Origin of the sequence: Marinobacter sp. 1_MG-2023, assembly GCF_030549045.1 — a bacterium.
Taxonomy (GTDB): domain Bacteria; phylum Pseudomonadota; class Gammaproteobacteria; order Pseudomonadales; family Oleiphilaceae; genus Marinobacter.
In genome coordinates, this window is record NZ_JAUOST010000003.1 from 292,207 (window position 1) to 308,442 (window position 16,236).

Genomic DNA, 16,236 nt, shown 5'->3' on the forward strand with positions numbered 1-16,236 from the left:
GCGCCAAGCCGGACAACGGCTGTCATAATTGACACCAGCACGCCCGAGTGACATCTTTGCATCCGTTTAAAGCAAATAACAATAATAGCGCTGAGTCTTCCAAGCATGTTGATTCTGACCGGTTTTAGCCTGGGTTGCCTGGTTATCCTACTGATTACAACAACCCGTGAGTTACACCGCTCATCCGCTGCACGAGTGTTCGCAGTTTTTCTCATTGCCAGCTTCGGGTTTCTGCTCCACCCCCTCGCACCGGCTCACTGGCAGTGGCTTACTCTGAACCTGCAGGGCATGCTTCCGGCCCTGTTCTGGCTCCTGTGCCAGATCACTTTTCGCCAGCGCCTGAACTCGTTTTCCGTATGGAGCCTGATGGCCTTATTCAGTGTGGTGGCGCCCAGCGTCGCCAGGTGTTTTTACAGCCACCAAAATGCTGAAGGCTGGGTGCTTTTCCTTGGTTGGGAATTGGGCCAACTGTTTGAGTTCGTTATTATTGCCAACGGCTTCTGGATAGTTCTTGCAGATTGGCCGGCGGACCTTGTGGAACCGCGCCGAAAACTACGCGCTCTCGTTTTAGTTTTCGCGGGCACTGCAGTTTTATGGGTCGCTTTGGCATTCAATCTGGGTATTGCTCACGCTATCAACCGGGCCCTGGTGGTCTCAATTGCCGGCGTGGCAATAGCTACCTTCCTTTTACAGGGGCGGTTCAGTGAGCTGTCGTTCCAAAGCGGGCTGACCCCACCCACCAAGCCTGAACATAACGAGGAGCCTAACGAAAACACCGGTCAAGCCGATTTCCAGAACGAGCATGCAAAACGACTTGCCGACCTGATGGCAGAAGGCTATTACCGCACTGAACATTTAACTCTTAAAAGGCTGGCCGGAGAGCTCGACCTGCCTGAGTATCGCACTCGCGCATTGATCAACAAGCACCTGGGTTATCGTAACTTCAACGACTACATCAACCAGCTGCGGATTGCAGAAGCCTCAACGCGCCTGATTACAGCCCCTGACACGCCAATTCTCAACATTGCTCTGGATGTCGGATACCGCTCCCTGAGCTCATTCAATAGGGCGTTTCGGGAAATCAAACAGGCAACGCCAACAGAGTTTCGCCAGAAACATTCAGCGGCGTGACAATAGCCTGGTGGTTTCTGTTTCTTGAACACCTACCAACAGCCATACCCGGAACCACCCCGGGCATGGCGCAGTTTTCTTATGGCACAGGTGAACAGCTTGCCACAGGCAATTGATCAATCCAGCTACGAATAAGCGCTGTGCCCTCCAGATGCGCGGTATTGCGAGCGAGCTCCGGCATCTTGTGACGGTTATCGTCGGTTGTCATACGGAACAACAGGTAAGACTCTGCAGCGTTGCCTGGAATAACATCGAACGGATAACCATCTTTGCCTCCCGCCACTGGGGTTTTGCATACACCAAACTTGCCCGGAGAATCCGCATAGTCCCGGTTATACTCCAATTGCACTCCACTGCTCCCAGCAGGGCCAGCGTAATCTGTCGGCAACGTAAGATCTGCGCGATGGCAATGGGCACAGTTGATGTCGAGATAGGCCCGCGCCGCATCATCCAACTGACTCGGCGCAAGCGAAGCTACAGGCACCTGATCATTGAACACCGGCGCTTTCTCGACAGTCTGTAGATCAAATGGCAAACCGGTCAGTAACTCACCTTCAGCCATGAACTGAAGTTGGTTGTAAACGGTTCCGTCTGCATAGGCATAGTCTTTGTTCAGATAGCGCGCCTTCGGACCGATGGGCAAGAAGATCTGCTCACGGTCATCACCCGAGCCCGACAGATTGGGCACGATAGAGTGACAGGAAGAGCAGTCTCCGGCTTTCGGGACCGAATAATCAAAAGTAATCTGTTGCCCCTGATTGTTGATCGTCGTCAGGTCCGTCAGGCGCTTGCCTGCGATGGCCAGAACCGCGTCAGAGTCCGAAGACCAGTAGTACGGAAGCGCAAACCATCCATCGGAGCGGTGGATCAGCAACCGGGTTTCAATAACCAGTTCCTCTCCATCACGCACAGCGGTGTTTTCGGGCAGTGCAAAAGTTTTGGTGATAACCGTTCCTACCGGGAACTCCAGCACTTCCGAAGCGTTATAGCTGATCGTCTTGCCTTCGGGCACAAATATGAAACGGTACTTGCTGGTGTAATCGGAGAACAAGGCCGTCGATAGATCATATGGCACGCCACCACGGGCTGGTGCGGTCGTCGGATCGGTCGCATCGGCAAACAGATTGTAATCCGACAATTTGGGGCATATCTCTGTCATCAATGCATCCCAGTTGACTCCGGTCGTCGTCGCGCCACAACTGCCTTCTGCTCCCGTCGGCGCACCGGCCCCGGCATTCAGTGCAGTGCCTGCCGGCGGGGGCGCACCACCCTCAGAGTCGTCTCCACCACTACCGCCACCGCCACACGCCGTCAGAAAAAAAGACGTCGCCAGAATCGCTGCTGTCGTTATTTTTTTGTTTTTCATGGGTCATGCTCTCGTGCAGCGGTGTGTTGCCGGAAAGCTCTGCCCGGCAACACACCGCTATTGATTATTACAAGGTAGATAACAGCTCAGAAGACCTGGTTATAGCGCACACGCCGCCTCTGCCAGATCATCCCCGGTACAGCCGTAGATAGTGTTACGAAAGTTCACTTCAGCGGGCGCCAGGCGCGGCTGGACACAGTTGAGATAGGTATTGTTGACCATCCGGTCAATCAGCAGGTGAGGCTGAGGGTTACCATCGCCATCAACGAGTGTCAGGTCCGCCGGATTCGTCGGATAAACCAGCCCCGTATTGACGTTCTCGTAGTCAGGCGCCGCGTTCCCGTTGATGTTGCTGTTGGCACAGATCAGATCGTCGGGGCCATACGGATCGTAGTTCACCCCATCAGCGGCAGCATCTGGCCCGACAATCCCGTTGAATGCGCCAAGGGTTCCCGTGTTGGACAAGAGTTCACCGATGCCGCCATACAGAATGGCCGGGAAAGTCTGCGCCATGCCGGAACTGTTCATGCCGGATGTATATCCACCGATAACAGGTGCCAGCAGAGCACCACGTGGGTTGGCCCCGTTGCGCGCAATCGTGTTGTTGTGCAGGTAGACGTTTTTCAGGGTAGGGCTCCAGCCATTCGCTATGGTGGCACCGTAGTTGGCTGCATAGCTGGATACGTCATCGTCGACCAGCAGATAACTGGTGATTGCGACGGCGGTGGTCTCATTATCAGTAATCTGGTTGTTGTAGATTTCGACGTCGCTGGTGGCGAGCACCAGAGCACCGGTACCCGGCGGCACCATGCCAACAACGCCGGCCCCCACATTGTCAGCATTGTTGTTATATGCCTGATTATTGAAGACCCGTACATTTCCACCATAGGCCTTATCCAGCCCGGGCAAGTCGAAAACCAGAATGCCACCGGAATTGCCGACGGCGATGTTGTTATAGACATCAGCCATGGTGGAGTTTTCGATTTCAATACCCGCCACATTCTGCTTGGCCGTATTGTTGCGAACCACAATATTTTCTGACTGCCCAACATAAATCCCTGCATCCGCAGAGCCGAAAGCGTAGTTGTTCTCCATTAATACGTTTTGGCTTTTTAGAGGATAGAGGCCATAGGCGCCGTTGTTTGCTTCCAGATCGCCTTCCCATACAGTGGCCGTATAGGTGATATGGATACCGTTAACGTTGGTTGTCTTGATCCCATTTTTAGGGGCTTCATAAACGCCCAGATCACGGACAGTAATGCCATTGCCGCCCTGGAAACGAAACGCGTCGTCGCCATTAGATGTGCTGAAATCCAGAATGGTTTCGTTAATACCGTGGCCGCTAAGGGTGAGACCCCGTGCACTGTTTACAACAATGCTTTCGGTCACCACAAAGCGCCCTTTCGGCAGCACCACCAAGGCATCCTCTGAAAGATCGAACAGAGCAAGGGAGAGCGCTTCCGTAATGTCATCGCCATCAACGGCATCCGGCGCCACAAAAATGGCATCTTCAGTTATCGCAAACCCGGAAGTAGTTGATACAACAACGCTCTGACCGACCTCTCCGGCAACACCGTCTTTGCCGTCCTTACCGTCGTCGCCGTCGTCGCCACAGCCCGCCAGCAGCAATCCACTGGCTAGCGCTGAAATTGTGAATATCTTCGAGAGTTTTACTTTCTGACGCATGGTATTACCTGCTTGCTTATTGTTTGTTTTTGCAGGCGCGTTCCCGGGAAAAAGGTTCGGCGCACGCGGAAAACACTATTCCCGGGCACCAGGCAAAGCGAGAATAAACGTTAGCCAGAAATACAGAACCTCTGTGCAATTCCTTTAAGGCGTTGTGTCACAGGGCGTTCAGAGCAGACAAAAGGGGACTGACGGATTCGTGAAAAGGTATGTTTTGAAGCTTTTGATCAGGTTCTTTTGACATTATAAACCTGGCTGAGCACTTGATCGGATTCACTGTCCATCTCTCTCAAAATGCTTCGCTTGATCTCCCGCGCTGGGGCATCTAGATTCGGCTTAGGGTAAAAACTCGGATTCAAGCTGATATTTACATCCATTCAGGGCAATGTTTATGGCACTCAAACTGAATATCATAATCTGCAGTACTCGGCCCGGGCGCATCGGCCCGTCCATAGCGACCTGGTTCAGCGAGTTTGCAGCAAGCAACTCCGGTTTTGACTGCGAACTAATAGATCTGGCCGATTTCGACCTGCCGGTATACAACGAAGCCAATCATCCACGCTCAGGCATTTACGAGCATGCGCACACCAAAAACTGGTCAGAAAGCGTAAACGCCGCCGATGCTTATGTGTTCGTGATGCCCGAGTACAACTACTGCCCGCCCCCGGCCTTTGTCAACGCTCTGAATTACGTTTACACCGAGTGGAACTACAAGCCGTGCGGGTTTGTAAGCTATGGCGGCGCAGCTGGCGGTGTGCGTGCTGCAACGCTGGCCCGTCAACTGGTGACGACTCTGAAGATGATGCCAATGGTCGAAGGCGTCATGGTACCTATGGCGTGGAATCAGCTGGACGACAACAAGGTGTTCCATTCCAACGACCTGATAGATCCATCAGCCACGGCGATGCTGGAAGAAATGGAAAAGTGGGCTGCCGCCCTTAAAGCCATGCGGTGAAAATCAGGCACGGCAAAGCGCTATGAACGACGGAGCCCTGAGGGGCTCCGTGAAAAGAGGGTCAGAACAAGCTCGCGTTGATCCACATGTGCGTTGCGATGGAAGCTGCATAACCAAGCATGATTACCGGAGTCCAGCGCAGGTGAGACATGATGGTGTAGTAACCACGAGCCTGGCCCATCAGGGCAACCCCGGCCGCTGAGCCAATTGACAGCATGGAGCCACCAACACCCGCAGTGAGTGTAACCAGCAACCACTGGCCGTGGGACATGTCTGGCTCCATCGAGAGTACGGCGAACATCACTGGAATGTTATCAACAATCGCTGACATAACACCTACCGCAATGTTGGCGCCGGTGGCGTTCCAGTCGTGATACAAGATCTGGGACACCTCAGACAAATAGCCTATGTAACCAAGCCCGCCCACACACAGCACAACACCGTAGAAAAACAGCAGCGTATCCCACTCTGTACGGGCCATAGGGTTGAAAATATCGAAGGGCACGGCTTTGTCGAGCCGTTCAAGCAGGCGGGTATTCTTGTGGTTTTCAGCCCAGACCCGCTCACGGGCAACACCGCGTTTAAAGCTTAGCTGCAGGTAATAGCTCAGGAACTGCAGGTAAGCGAGGCCCATCATCATGCCCACAACCGCCGGCAGATGCAGAAAGTTGTGACCCAACACAGCGGTTGTGATGGTGAGCAGAAACAGCCCGACTGTGCGGCGGGCACCGCGCTTCATAATCACCGGATCCGATGCATCCTTCGGCGGCTCACTTGGAACGGCAAAACTCATGATGACGGCCGGCACCAGGAAATTCACCGCGGAGGGAATAAACAGCCTGAAGAACTCTGTGAACTCAACTACGCCCTTCTGCCAGACCATCAGGGTTGTGATATCGCCAAACGGAGAAAAAGCACCACCGGCATTTGCCGCTATTACGATATTGATGCAGCCGAGACCTATAAAACGCGGGCTGTCTTCACCGACTTTCATCAGCACGGCACACATTAACAGAGCTGTGGTGAGGTTATCGGCGATGGGCGAGATGAAGAATGCCAGTATGCCGGTAATCCAGAACAGGCTGAGATAGCTGAACCCTTTGCTCACCAGCCAGCCACGAAGCGCATCAAAAAGCTGACGCTCTTCCATGGCGTTTATGTAGGTCATCGCCACCAGCAGGAACAGCAAGAGTTCGGAGTATTCCAGAAGGTTGTGCTTCAAAGCTTCGTTGGCGCTTTCGGTATCGCCATTCATGGCCGCCACACCAGCGACCAGGAACCAGATCAGGCCAGCCGCAAGCAGCACTGGCTTGGATTTGCGCAGATGAAGCTTTTCCTCAAGCATCACAAATGCATAGGCAATAACAAAGATAATAACCGCAAGGTAACCCACCGGATGGTGCGTCAGGTTCGCAGCACCGGACTCGGCGGCGCTGGCAAAAGCGCTGAATCCGATGCTGAAGAAAGCAGACAGGGTCAAAATCAATGTTCTGGCGATGCCATGCCGGGCAAAGCAACGCCGATGGCCCCATCGGGCGGGTAGTTTTTCGGAGCTGTGATTTTCAGTCATGATAGCTGGCTCAAAAGTTTGGGGCTGACATTATCAATCAAAATCAGCCCGGCAAACCATAGCTTCTATCAAATCGACTTGATCCAGATCGTTCGTAACCTATCAGATTTGATATTTATCGTATCACTTTACTGTTGAGCACCGGCGCGACGCTTGTCAGCTATACAGCGTTTCGATCACATCCTCATATTTCTCATAGATTTTGCTTCGACGCACTTTCATCGTAGCCGTCACCTCATCATCATCGTGATCCAGCTCTTTGCTCAACAAATGAAAACGCTTGATCTGTGCCACTTGTGGCAGGCTCTCATTACCTTTGGTCACCTCAGCCTGGATCAGATCGTTCACTTTTTCATTCTCGGTCAGACTGCGGAACGTGGTGTAAGCAATGCGTTCCTGCTCCGCCCATTTGGCAGCAGTTTCAAAATCCACCTGAATCAATGCCGAGACATACTTCCGGGCCTCACCAATAACAATGCACTCCTTGATGTAAGGGCTGGCCTTGATCGTGTTTTCAATCTCCGTGGGTGACAGGTTCTTGCCTCCGGCAGTAATCATGATGTCTTTGAGCCGGTCTACGATTCTCAGCTGCCCCTCTTGCCATTCGCCTACATCGCCAGTGTGCAGCCAGCCGTCCTTGAGGGTCGTTTCTGTTGCCTCATCGTTCTTGTAATAGCCTTTGAACACCATGCCGCCTCGCATGATGATTTCGTTCATTTCCCCCAGCGCCACCTCGAGCCCTGCAAGAGCAGTTCCCACGGTTCCGAGGCAAACATTGTCCGGGCGCTGGGCCGTCGCCACACCCGTGCTTTCGGTCTGACCAAAAACCTCTACAAGAGGCACGCCCAGGGTGCGGAAAAATTTGAGAATCCCCGGCGATATAGGCGCCGCCCCGGTCAGCGCGATGCTGCAACGGCGCAGACCGATAAAATTCCGCAAAGCGCGGAATACAAGCCAGTAGTAAACGCTGTAGGTCATCCGCTCACCAAGGCTCCACTTTGCTTTGGGCTTGGTCGCCATAGGCTCACAGGCTTTCATGGCACGATCGAAAAGCATCTGCCGAAAACGCCCGGTCTCCTGCATTTTTATGTAGATTGAGGAATGGAGCTTTTCCCAGATCCGCGGAACGCCCAGAAAGAACGTAGGTGCAATTTCGCGAAGGTCTTCCTGGATTGTGCGCAGGCTTTCGCCAAAGCTTACTGCACTGCCCACATAGACAGGCGCAATATTGGTCAGTGCCTGCTCTGCCACATGGCATAACGGCAGATAGGACAGGCTGGTGCTGTGCTGATCAACCCCCAGGAGTTCTACAAGCCCGGGCGCACCAGCATGCAGGTTGCCCCAGCTGATCATCGCACCTTTGGGTCGGCCGGTAGAGCCCGAGGTGTAAATCATCAGGGCAATATCGTCCATCTGCTGACTATCGAGCAACTCGTCAATCAGCCCGGGATGGTTTTTCTCGAATTCCTGCCCCATCTTTTCAATTTCTTCGAACGACGAGGGCGGCTCCGGATAAGAACGCAATCCTTTCGGATCAATAACGATATTTTGCTTCAGTTGCGGCAACTGCGGCCAGGCTTCCAGAACCTTGTCGGTTTGTTCCTGATCTTCGCACACCACCATTTCTGCATCGCTGTGCTCAAGCACGTAGGCCACTTCATTCCAGGGGCTCGTAGGATAAACCCCCACGCAGATACCCTTTACCAGGCCAATGCCCATCTGGGCGATAACCCATTCCACCCGGTTTTCCGAAAGAATGGCAACATGGCCGCCTTCCGAAAGACCAAGCGCTCGCAGGCCCAAACCAAAGTGGCGGGCACGCAGATAATAGTCCTGCCAGGAGTAGGCTTGCCAGATACCAAAGTCTTTCTGGCGAAGCGCCAACATGTCCGGCCGCTCTTTTGCGTGGGCCCGGAGCATTTGTACAAGTGTAAGATCACGAATCTGCGGTGTTGTCATGACAGCCACCGCTTACGGCGCTTGTAGTGTTTGATATCCCGGTAACTGCGGGCTTCGCCTTCTTTGCCACCGACACCGAGATAGAATTCCTGTACATCCTCGTTAGATGACAGCTTATCCGCAGGGCCATCAATCACGATTTTTCCGTTTTCCATGATGTAACCATAAGAAGCAATGGCCAGAGACACAGCAGCATTCTGCTCGACCAACAATATTGCAGTGCCCTGCTCCCGATTAATGCGCGCAATAATCGTAAATATCTCTTCAACTAACTGCGGCGCAAGCCCCAGTGAGGGCTCATCCAGCATGATCAGTTCTGGCTGAGCAATCAGCGCCCGGCCAAGTGCCAGCATCTGTTGCTCACCGCCCGACAAGTAACCTGCAAGCTGTTTGCGACGCTCTCTGAGACGGGGAAAATAGTCGTATACCAGCTCATAGGCATCGTCCAGCGACGTTTTACGGCCACTGAGAGCGTAGGTTGCCGCGATTAGGTTTTCCTCGACAGTGAGATCCTCAAAAACCCGGCGCCCTTCCATTACATGAAACAGGCCATCGCGAACCAGTTTTTCCGGCGCTCGCCCCTTTAAGGGTTCGCCCTTGAAGCGAATCTCTCCGGCGGTCACTTCACCATCTTCAAGAGCCAGCAACCCGGACACACTTTTCAGTGTGGTGGACTTGCCAGCGCCATTGGAGCCCAGCAGCGCAACGATGGCGCCACGGGGGACACGCAGTGACAGGCCCCGAAGGACCTGCACCGCCTTGTTGTAAACCACTTCTATGTTATCGATTTCCAGCAAGGCTTCCATAGAGTGTCTCAGTCGAGGTGAATCCAGTCAGATACGGGCTCGTAGCGGCCTTCTTTCGCATTCACGCGCCAAATACGACCAACCGGGAAAGACATGTCGTGCGCAGTAACCGGAATGCCGATTATGCCGCCGGTATCCCAGTCTTTAATCGAAGCAAGGGACTCGGCCATATTCTCTGCAGTCAGCTCTTTACCCGCATCCATGGTGCGCTTGATGACTTCCGTCCAGACCATGGCGTTAAACCAGCCCTGCATATAACCGGTCGGGCGATAGCCGGCATCCGGGTCGCTTTTCTCTGCTGTGGCTCGCAGTGCGTCGAGCATCGGTCCGCCTTCAGCACTGTCATAGTAGTTGTATGGCATAACGCCCATGTAGCCATCGGCATCCTCACCCATTTTGTTGATGATGAGCTTGTCAGAAGACCAGAAAGTACCCATGAACTGGGTATCCAGCCCCATCTGACGCATCTGCACCATGAACTCGTTGATGGGCGACAGCACATAGCCGTGGAATACGACGAAGTCCGGGCGCGCCCGGCGCATTTTCAAAACCTCAGCAGATACGTCCACGCTGCCGGGCTTGGTAACAATTTCCTCGACAACTTCGATGCCCATCTCGGCAGCTTTGGCCTTCCCGTTTTCAATGGGGTCCTTACCAAACTCCGTATCGCTGTATACAAAGGCAACCGTCGGCTTCTCACCGTCTTTTCCCTGGGTCGCAATGTATTCAAGAATAATTCCGAACATCTGGGTGTAGTTTGGCCCGGGAACGAACTGATTCGGGTACTGCTCATTATCTGTCAGTGCAGTCGCGAAAGAAGCTCCACTCATGAGTGTGGAGCCCCTGCTGTTCAGTTCTGACGCAATGGTTTTCATGAACCCGGTGCTGTCACCGTAATAGACCGGAACCGTGTTGCTGCCGGTAATTTTCTTGAAGGCGGCCACGGAACGGTCCACTTCATAGCCGGTGTCCTCCATTACGTACTTGACCGGGTGCCCGTTGATGCCGCCCTGGCTGTTGATCCAGGTCGTATAGTCGGTCAGGCCGGCATGGAGGTGTACGCCGGCAAAGGCGAACACACCAGACAGCGGGATAGAGCCACCGAATACAATGGGCTCCTTATCCTGCGCCACCGCGGGCGCCGCGGCCACCAGAGCAGCGGCAATACTGCCGATACCTGCGAGCTTGCGGCCTTTGCTGAGGATGCTTTTGAACATGTTTATTCTCCTTGCGGCTTCTTGTTGTTAAATCCACTAGTTCTTGAAGGGCCATAAACTGAAAAAGCGCCGTATGCGGTGCCAGATCTCCGCCAGCCCATGCGGTTCGAAAATAAGGAAACCGACGATCAAGGCACCGAAGATGATCTCAAGCATCGGCGACATGAATATCGGAGCGTTCGGATAAAACGGAGTCAGCGCTGCGGTAAGGAGCTTTAGCGCCTCCGGAATCAGCGTCATGAACGCTGCTCCGAGGATGCCGCCCAGCAGGTTGCCCATGCCGCCCACAATAACCGCGGCCAGATAGAAAATGGACATGGACAGCGGAAAGCTTTCGGGAGTGACAACCCGGAAAAAATAAGCAAACAGGCCACCGGCAACCCCCGCATAAAACGAACTGAGAGCAAAGGACATGAGCTTGTAATGCAGTAGATTAATGCCAAGAATTTCGGCCGAAATATCTCTGTCCCGGATGGCGATAAACGCCCGGCCGATACGGGTACGGAACACATTTTTGGCGGCAAGCACCATCATTACGGCCAGTGGCACAATGATGAAGTACATCCCGAAATCACTCTGAAACGTCAGTCCGAACAGGTGCGCTGGCTCAAGGCTCAAGCCGCCCATACCCCCGGTCACAGACTCCCACTCGGCAAAAATAAAGTGCAGGAATACACTGGCAGCCAAAGTAGCAATCGCCAGATACAGACCTTTTACCCTGAGGGATGGAAGCCCGACAAGAATACCGACCGCCGCCGCAAGCAGCCCGGCTAATAACAGCGTGACCGGAAAGGGTAACCCCGTGTTCGCGGATAACCAGGCCACTGTGTAACCACCCACCCCCATGAATCCGGCTTGCCCGAGAGAGATCAGCCCGGTAAAACCGGTGAGAATATTCAGCCCCGTGGTGCTGATAACCGCAATGCCAACCAGGCAACCCAGATACAGCAGGTAAGCGTCGGCCACAAACGGGAACAACAGCAGAGCAAAGAGGAAAAGTGCAAACCAGATTTTCTGTGTGCTACTGGTCAGGATGGCCTCGTCGGCCTCATAGCTTTGTTTGGCGTCACCGATGCGCATCTTAAACTCGCTCTATTTCGTGGGTGCCAAAAAGGCCATAAGGGCGGAAAACCAGAATGACGGCCAATACCGCGAATGTAGCCGGCATTCGGTACTCTCCGCCCAGATACGCGCCCGCCACCGTTTCCAGCCAGCCGATAAAGACACCGGCAATCAATGCACCGACAATACTGTCGAGCCCGCCGACAATAACCACCACCAGCACACTGAGACCGATAGCGCCGAACTGCGGGCTCAGGCCACCGGTTGCTGCCACCAGGACACCCGCAAGCGACGCCGCGAGCGAGCCAAACACCCAGGCCAGGTTGAACACCCGGCGTACATTAATACCCATGGAATAAGCGGCCGCCTGATCGGAGGCGGTAGCCCGCAACGCCACGCCACCGCGGGAAAAGCGGAAATACAACAGATAAACAATGAGCAGAGCGGCGCCAATGAGGAAGCCGTAAGCAATCTTGGGCGCCAGGTACATCTCCCCGATAAACACAGGTTTTCGAGGTAAAAAACTTGGCAAAAGCTGCGGGTCTGCACCCCAGATCATCTCCACCACGCCCACCAGAATACTGGCAATACCGATAGTCACCATGACCACGGAGATGGAGGACTCTCCCAGCATCGGGCGAATCATTATCTTTTCAATCACACCACCCAGCAGGCTCCCGCCAAGCACTGCCAGCGGCAGCGCTACCCAGGGGGACATTTCCATACCGCCGGCAAAGGCAAGAAACAGGTACGCCGCGAACATCATGATTTCGCCGATGGCGAAGTTAATAACCCGGGTGGCTTTGTAGATGATCACAAATCCCAACCCGATCAGAGCATAGAGGCCGCCCATGGCCAGGCCTGCCAGACTGATTTCCCCGAAAAATAACCAGTCCATTCAAGCCACCTCCTGTTCTGGATTCAGCTTCTTGCGCAGACTGTCCATATCACTGGTCCCCAGATACGCTTCGATGACCTGCGGATTTTTCTGTACCTCCTCGGGGAGGCCTTCCGTTATAACCTGGCCAAAGTTGAGTACCGCAATATGATCGGAAATATCCATGACCATGCCCATATCATGCTCAACCATTAGCACGGTCACGCCCCATTCTTCGCGAATGTCGAGAATAAACCTCGCCATATCCTCCTTTTCTTCCCGGTTCATTCCGGCAACAGGCTCATCCAGCATGAGCACTTTGGGCCGCATGGCCAGCGCACGAGCCAACTCCACACGTTTCTGTAGCCCGTAGGACAAGCTGGCTACCGGTTGGCGGCGGATATGGTCAATCTCTAGAAAATCAATAATGTGCTGTTCCACATGGCTGCGCACTGCCATTTCCTCACGGCGAGCCGCACCGAAATACGCCAGCGACCCCAGCAGACCGCTTTTCATGTGCACGTGTGCACCAAGTTTGATGTTGTCGAGCACGGTCATACCCCGGAACAGGGCAATATTCTGGAAGGTGCGCGCAAGCCCCATGGCAGCGCGGACGGGTGGTTTTACCCCTGCAAGCACCTCGCCCTGGTAGCGGATGGTGCCCTGCTGGGGCTTGTAAAACCCCGAAATACAATTGAACAGCGACGTTTTACCCGCACCATTCGGGCCAATCACCGTAGTAACCGTATTTTCAGGTACGCGAAAACTCACATCCTGCAGGGCTTTAACACCACCGAACGAAAGCGAGAGATTATTAATTTCGAGGATACTGGACATTATTCCCCGCACATGAGCGATTATGTTTATTGTTGTTTACGTCAACGTCAGGTTATCTTCCTGAGCAAGAATAAAGTAGCCTACTTTCATCATAAAAACCAAGACAGTCTGCGCTATGAATATTCAAACAGGCTGCACGAAGGAATCCACGACCATGACAGTCAGCCCGCTAATCTCTGCGTTTGATGCCCAAACCGGTGTGGCAACCCTTACGTTTAACCGCCCCGAGGTACTCAATGCGATCAGCATACCCATGGCGGAAGCGTTCTTGGCCGCTGCACAGACACTGAGTAGACAGCCGGGGTTACGCTGCGTTGTGCTGACAGGGTCCGGAAGAGCATTTATGGCCGGTGGCGACGTTGCCAGCATGGCGGGCACACCGGAACAGATCAGAGACTTTATCAACGGGTTGCTGGTGCCCCTCAACGAAGCGATTCTTCTGTTGCGGAGCATCGATGCTCCGATGGTTGCCGCAGTACGGGGCCCGGCAGCCGGCGCCGGGCTGAGCCTGGCGCTGATGGCAGACATCATTGTGGCGGATGAGCGGGCAAAATTTCTTATCGCCTACAATGGAATAGGCGCCGTGCCCGACTGCGGCTGCACCTGGTTCCTGCCGCACAAGGCAGGCGCTACCCGGGCCGCTGAAATGATGATGCTTGGCCGACAACTCACCGCTGAAGAGGCGCAAAGCTGGGGCTTGATAACCCATGTCGCGCCCTCAGATTCCTATGAAGAAGCCCTGGCAGGCACAATCAAGCAGGTTGCCAGCGGCCCGACCAAAGCTTTTGGTGCCTTTCGCCAACTCGTTGATCAGGCCGGTGGTCGATCCCTGGCCGAACAACTTGAGGCTGAGAGGCAAGCCTTTCTCAAGATTGCGCACACAGGCGATTTCGACGAAGGTGTATCGGCGTTTCTCGCCAAGCGACCCGCCGCTTTTTCCGGCGAGTAGAATCACTTTCCCGGGGTGTTAGCAAAGCGGTTGCACACAACACCATTCCACTCAATGCGAGGCATCATGAATCCGGTCATCGAACTACTGAAATCCCACCGCTCAATTCGCAAATTCACAGAGCGGAAGATCCCCCGCGAGCTGTTCGCAGAGCTTATTCGTACCGGCCAGAGTGCCGCTACCTCCAGCCACGTCCAGGCTTACTCCGTGATTCACGTTGTAAACCCGGATAACAGGCAGAAGATCGCAGCCCTGGCGGGTGGCCAGACCTACGTTGCCGAGAGCTCGGATTTCCTGGTGTTCTGTGCCGACATGAAGCGATCCACAGAAGCGGCTGAAAGGGCGGGGGCCGAAGTGGTCCGCGGTATGACAGAGCAATTACTGATTGCCAGTGTCGACACAGCACTGATGGCCCAGAACGTTGCCATTGCTGCAGAGTCTGAAGGACTGGGAATTTGCTACATAGGCGGGATAAGGAACAACCCTGCCGAAATCAGTGACATTCTCCGCCTGCCTGAGCATGTGTACCCGGTGTTCGGGATGTGCCTCGGCTATCCTGACCAGAACCCGGAGGTGAAACCCCGGTTGCCGGTAGAGACCATCCTCAAGGAAGATTATTATCAGGACGAAAAGGATGAGGGACAGGTTGCGCACTTCGACGAGACCATGAGGAAGTATTACCTGGAGCGCACCGGCGGCAACAAGGAGACGAACTGGTCAGAGCAACTCAAGCCCCTGTTCACCACCAAACTTCGGCCGCACATGAAAGACTTCCTGCAGGGACAAGGCTTTAAAATGCAATGAACACCCGGAGCCCCATGAGCAACCTTCCTCCCTACTCACTGCTGGAACTCGCATCGGTTCGCGAAGGTGATTCCGTGGGTGCTACGCTGGCAAATAGCGTGGCCTATGCCCAACATGCTGAACATCTCGGCTTCAAGCGTTTCTGGTTGGCAGAGCACCATAATATGGAAGGCATCAGCAGCTCTGCCACGTCGGTACTGATCGGTCACATAGCCGGTAAAACCCGATACATCCGGGTTGGCTCCGGGGGCGTGATGCTGCCTAACCACCCGCCCTTGGTTATCGCCGAGCAGTTCGGCACACTGGAAAGCCTCTACCCGGGCCGGATTGACCTGGGCCTGGGCCGGGCGCCGGGCACCGACCCGATAACGGCCCGAGCTCTGCGCCGGGATGGCCTGGGTGCTGAACAGTTCCCCGAAGACGTAGCAAAGCTTCAGGCCCTGCTCGGGCCTCTGCAGCCCGGACAGGCGGTAAAGGCCATTCCCGGTGCCGGCACCCACGTGCCCGTCTGGCTCCTCGGCTCCAGCATCTACAGTGCCCAGCTCGCGGCCATGCGCGGGTTACCCTACGCCTTTGCCGGTCACTTTGCTCCGCGCCTGTATCGCGAGGCCCTGAAAGTCTATCGGGACAACTTCCGGCCCTCAGAGCAACTGAAGCAGCCTTACGCCATCCTGGCAGTTCCCGCTGTGCCTGCAGATTCCATGGATGAGGCAAAGCACCTGGCAACTACCAGTTACCAGCGCATACTGGCATTGTTCCGAGGGCAACCGCTCTGGATGAAAGCACCGGTGGCCTCCATGGACGGGCTCTGGAATGCCGGTGAGCAAGCTGCAGTGAAGGACTTCCTCGCGTTACAACTACTCGGCGATTCCGAAACGATCAGAACCCAGATCAATGACTTACTGGCCAGTGTTACGGTGGACGAGCTTATGTTCACAGTGGATATTCATGACCCGGAAAAACGTCGTCATGCACTGGATATACTCAAGGAAACCCGCTCTTAGGTCAGAGCACCGC

Annotated in this window: 14 protein-coding genes; 5 read left to right on the plus strand and 9 right to left on the minus strand. The window is 54.5% G+C overall.

What is annotated here, in order from left to right:
* Positions 1–105: 105 nt before the first annotated feature.
* Positions 106–1,131 (plus strand): helix-turn-helix domain-containing protein, encoded by a 1,026-nt coding sequence (locus Q4606_RS10800; protein WP_303607516.1) that lies wholly within the window; start codon positions 106–108, stop codon positions 1,129–1,131.
* A 79-nt stretch (positions 1,132–1,210) separates the two neighbouring features.
* Here the strand turns inward: Q4606_RS10800 and Q4606_RS10805 are convergent, their stop codons facing one another.
* On the minus strand, positions 1,211–2,497 hold the full coding sequence (locus Q4606_RS10805; protein WP_303607517.1) for an SO2930 family diheme c-type cytochrome: 1,287 nt from the start codon (positions 2,495–2,497) through the stop codon (positions 1,211–1,213).
* Between the two features lie 99 nt (positions 2,498–2,596).
* The gene (locus Q4606_RS10810) at positions 2,597–4,183 is read right to left on the minus strand and encodes a parallel beta-helix domain-containing protein (protein WP_303607518.1); all 1,587 of its coding nucleotides are present in this window, start codon (positions 4,181–4,183) and stop codon (positions 2,597–2,599) included.
* A 391-nt stretch (positions 4,184–4,574) separates the two neighbouring features.
* Here Q4606_RS10810 and Q4606_RS10815 point away from each other — a divergent pair, with 391 nt between their 5' ends.
* Positions 4,575–5,138, plus strand: a complete 564-nt coding sequence (locus tag Q4606_RS10815) for an NADPH-dependent FMN reductase (RefSeq protein ID WP_303607519.1) — start codon at positions 4,575–4,577, stop codon at positions 5,136–5,138.
* 61 nt (positions 5,139–5,199) lie between these two features.
* Here Q4606_RS10815 and nhaD read toward each other — a convergent pair whose 3' ends face one another.
* The 7 genes from nhaD to Q4606_RS10850 form a co-directional block, all read right to left on the minus strand.
* Positions 5,200–6,708, minus strand: a complete 1,509-nt coding sequence (nhaD, locus tag Q4606_RS10820; protein ID WP_303607520.1) for a sodium:proton antiporter NhaD — start codon at positions 6,706–6,708, stop codon at positions 5,200–5,202.
* A 156-nt stretch (positions 6,709–6,864) separates the two neighbouring features.
* Entirely contained in the window at positions 6,865–8,667 is a 1,803-nt protein-coding gene (locus tag Q4606_RS10825; protein WP_303607521.1) for a long-chain fatty acid--CoA ligase, read from the minus strand.
* Entirely contained in the window at positions 8,664–9,473 is an 810-nt protein-coding gene (locus tag Q4606_RS10830) for an ABC transporter ATP-binding protein (protein ID WP_303596955.1), read from the minus strand. Before Q4606_RS10830 ends, Q4606_RS10825 begins: the two co-directional genes overlap by 4 nt.
* 8 nt (positions 9,474–9,481) lie before the next feature.
* A complete protein-coding gene (locus tag Q4606_RS10835) occupies positions 9,482–10,690 on the minus strand; it encodes an ABC transporter substrate-binding protein (protein ID WP_303607522.1) in 1,209 nt (402 codons plus the stop codon).
* Positions 10,691–10,726: 36 nt separating this feature from the next.
* A complete protein-coding gene (locus tag Q4606_RS10840) occupies positions 10,727–11,770 on the minus strand; it encodes a branched-chain amino acid ABC transporter permease (protein ID WP_303607523.1) in 1,044 nt (347 codons plus the stop codon).
* A gap of 1 nt (position 11,771) precedes the next feature.
* Positions 11,772–12,650: a branched-chain amino acid ABC transporter permease gene (locus Q4606_RS10845; protein WP_216006526.1), complete on the minus strand. Its 879-nt coding sequence runs from the start codon at positions 12,648–12,650 to the stop codon at positions 11,772–11,774.
* Positions 12,651–13,466 carry an ABC transporter ATP-binding protein gene (locus Q4606_RS10850; protein ID WP_303596952.1) on the minus strand — a complete coding sequence of 272 codons (816 nt, stop codon included), beginning with the start codon at positions 13,464–13,466 and terminating at the stop codon, positions 12,651–12,653. It abuts the gene before it with no gap.
* A gap of 115 nt (positions 13,467–13,581) precedes the next feature.
* Here Q4606_RS10850 and Q4606_RS10855 point away from each other — a divergent pair, with 115 nt between their 5' ends.
* The 3 genes from Q4606_RS10855 to Q4606_RS10865 all read left to right on the plus strand — a co-directional run bounded on the left by Q4606_RS10855 (position 13,582) and on the right by Q4606_RS10865 (position 16,223).
* Complete coding sequence (locus Q4606_RS10855; protein ID WP_303596951.1) at positions 13,582–14,415, plus strand: enoyl-CoA hydratase/isomerase family protein; 834 nt, start codon at positions 13,582–13,584, stop codon at positions 14,413–14,415.
* Between the two features lie 66 nt (positions 14,416–14,481).
* Positions 14,482–15,219, plus strand: a complete 738-nt coding sequence (gene nfsA / locus Q4606_RS10860; RefSeq protein ID WP_303607524.1) for an oxygen-insensitive NADPH nitroreductase — start codon at positions 14,482–14,484, stop codon at positions 15,217–15,219.
* Between the two features lie 14 nt (positions 15,220–15,233).
* The gene (locus tag Q4606_RS10865; RefSeq protein WP_303607525.1) at positions 15,234–16,223 is read left to right on the plus strand and encodes an LLM class flavin-dependent oxidoreductase; all 990 of its coding nucleotides are present in this window, start codon (positions 15,234–15,236) and stop codon (positions 16,221–16,223) included.
* Positions 16,224–16,236 lie beyond the last annotated feature (13 nt).

Bases quoted from the DNA above. Each gene is read 5' to 3' on its own strand.
- Q4606_RS10800 (WP_303607516.1), top strand. From the start codon at position 106: ATGTTGATTCTGACCGGTTTTAGCCTGGGTTGCCTGGTTATCCTACTG.
- Q4606_RS10805 (WP_303607517.1), bottom strand. From the start codon at position 2,497: ATGAAAAACAAAAAAATAACGACAGCAGCGATTCTGGCGACGTCTTTT.
- Q4606_RS10810 (WP_303607518.1), bottom strand. From the start codon at position 4,183: ATGCGTCAGAAAGTAAAACTCTCGAAGATATTCACAATTTCAGCGCTA.
- Q4606_RS10815 (WP_303607519.1), top strand. From the start codon at position 4,575: ATGGCACTCAAACTGAATATCATAATCTGCAGTACTCGGCCCGGGCGC.
- nhaD (WP_303607520.1), bottom strand. From the start codon at position 6,708: ATGACTGAAAATCACAGCTCCGAAAAACTACCCGCCCGATGGGGCCAT.
- Q4606_RS10825 (WP_303607521.1), bottom strand. From the start codon at position 8,667: ATGACAACACCGCAGATTCGTGATCTTACACTTGTACAAATGCTCCGG.
- Q4606_RS10830 (WP_303596955.1), bottom strand. From the start codon at position 9,473: ATGGAAGCCTTGCTGGAAATCGATAACATAGAAGTGGTTTACAACAAG.
- Q4606_RS10835 (WP_303607522.1), bottom strand. From the start codon at position 10,690: ATGTTCAAAAGCATCCTCAGCAAAGGCCGCAAGCTCGCAGGTATCGGC.
- Q4606_RS10840 (WP_303607523.1), bottom strand. From the start codon at position 11,770: ATGCGCATCGGTGACGCCAAACAAAGCTATGAGGCCGACGAGGCCATC.
- Q4606_RS10845 (WP_216006526.1), bottom strand. From the start codon at position 12,650: ATGGACTGGTTATTTTTCGGGGAAATCAGTCTGGCAGGCCTGGCCATG.
- Q4606_RS10850 (WP_303596952.1), bottom strand. From the start codon at position 13,466: ATGTCCAGTATCCTCGAAATTAATAATCTCTCGCTTTCGTTCGGTGGT.
- Q4606_RS10855 (WP_303596951.1), top strand. From the start codon at position 13,582: ATGAATATTCAAACAGGCTGCACGAAGGAATCCACGACCATGACAGTC.
- nfsA (WP_303607524.1), top strand. From the start codon at position 14,482: ATGAATCCGGTCATCGAACTACTGAAATCCCACCGCTCAATTCGCAAA.
- Q4606_RS10865 (WP_303607525.1), top strand. From the start codon at position 15,234: ATGAGCAACCTTCCTCCCTACTCACTGCTGGAACTCGCATCGGTTCGC.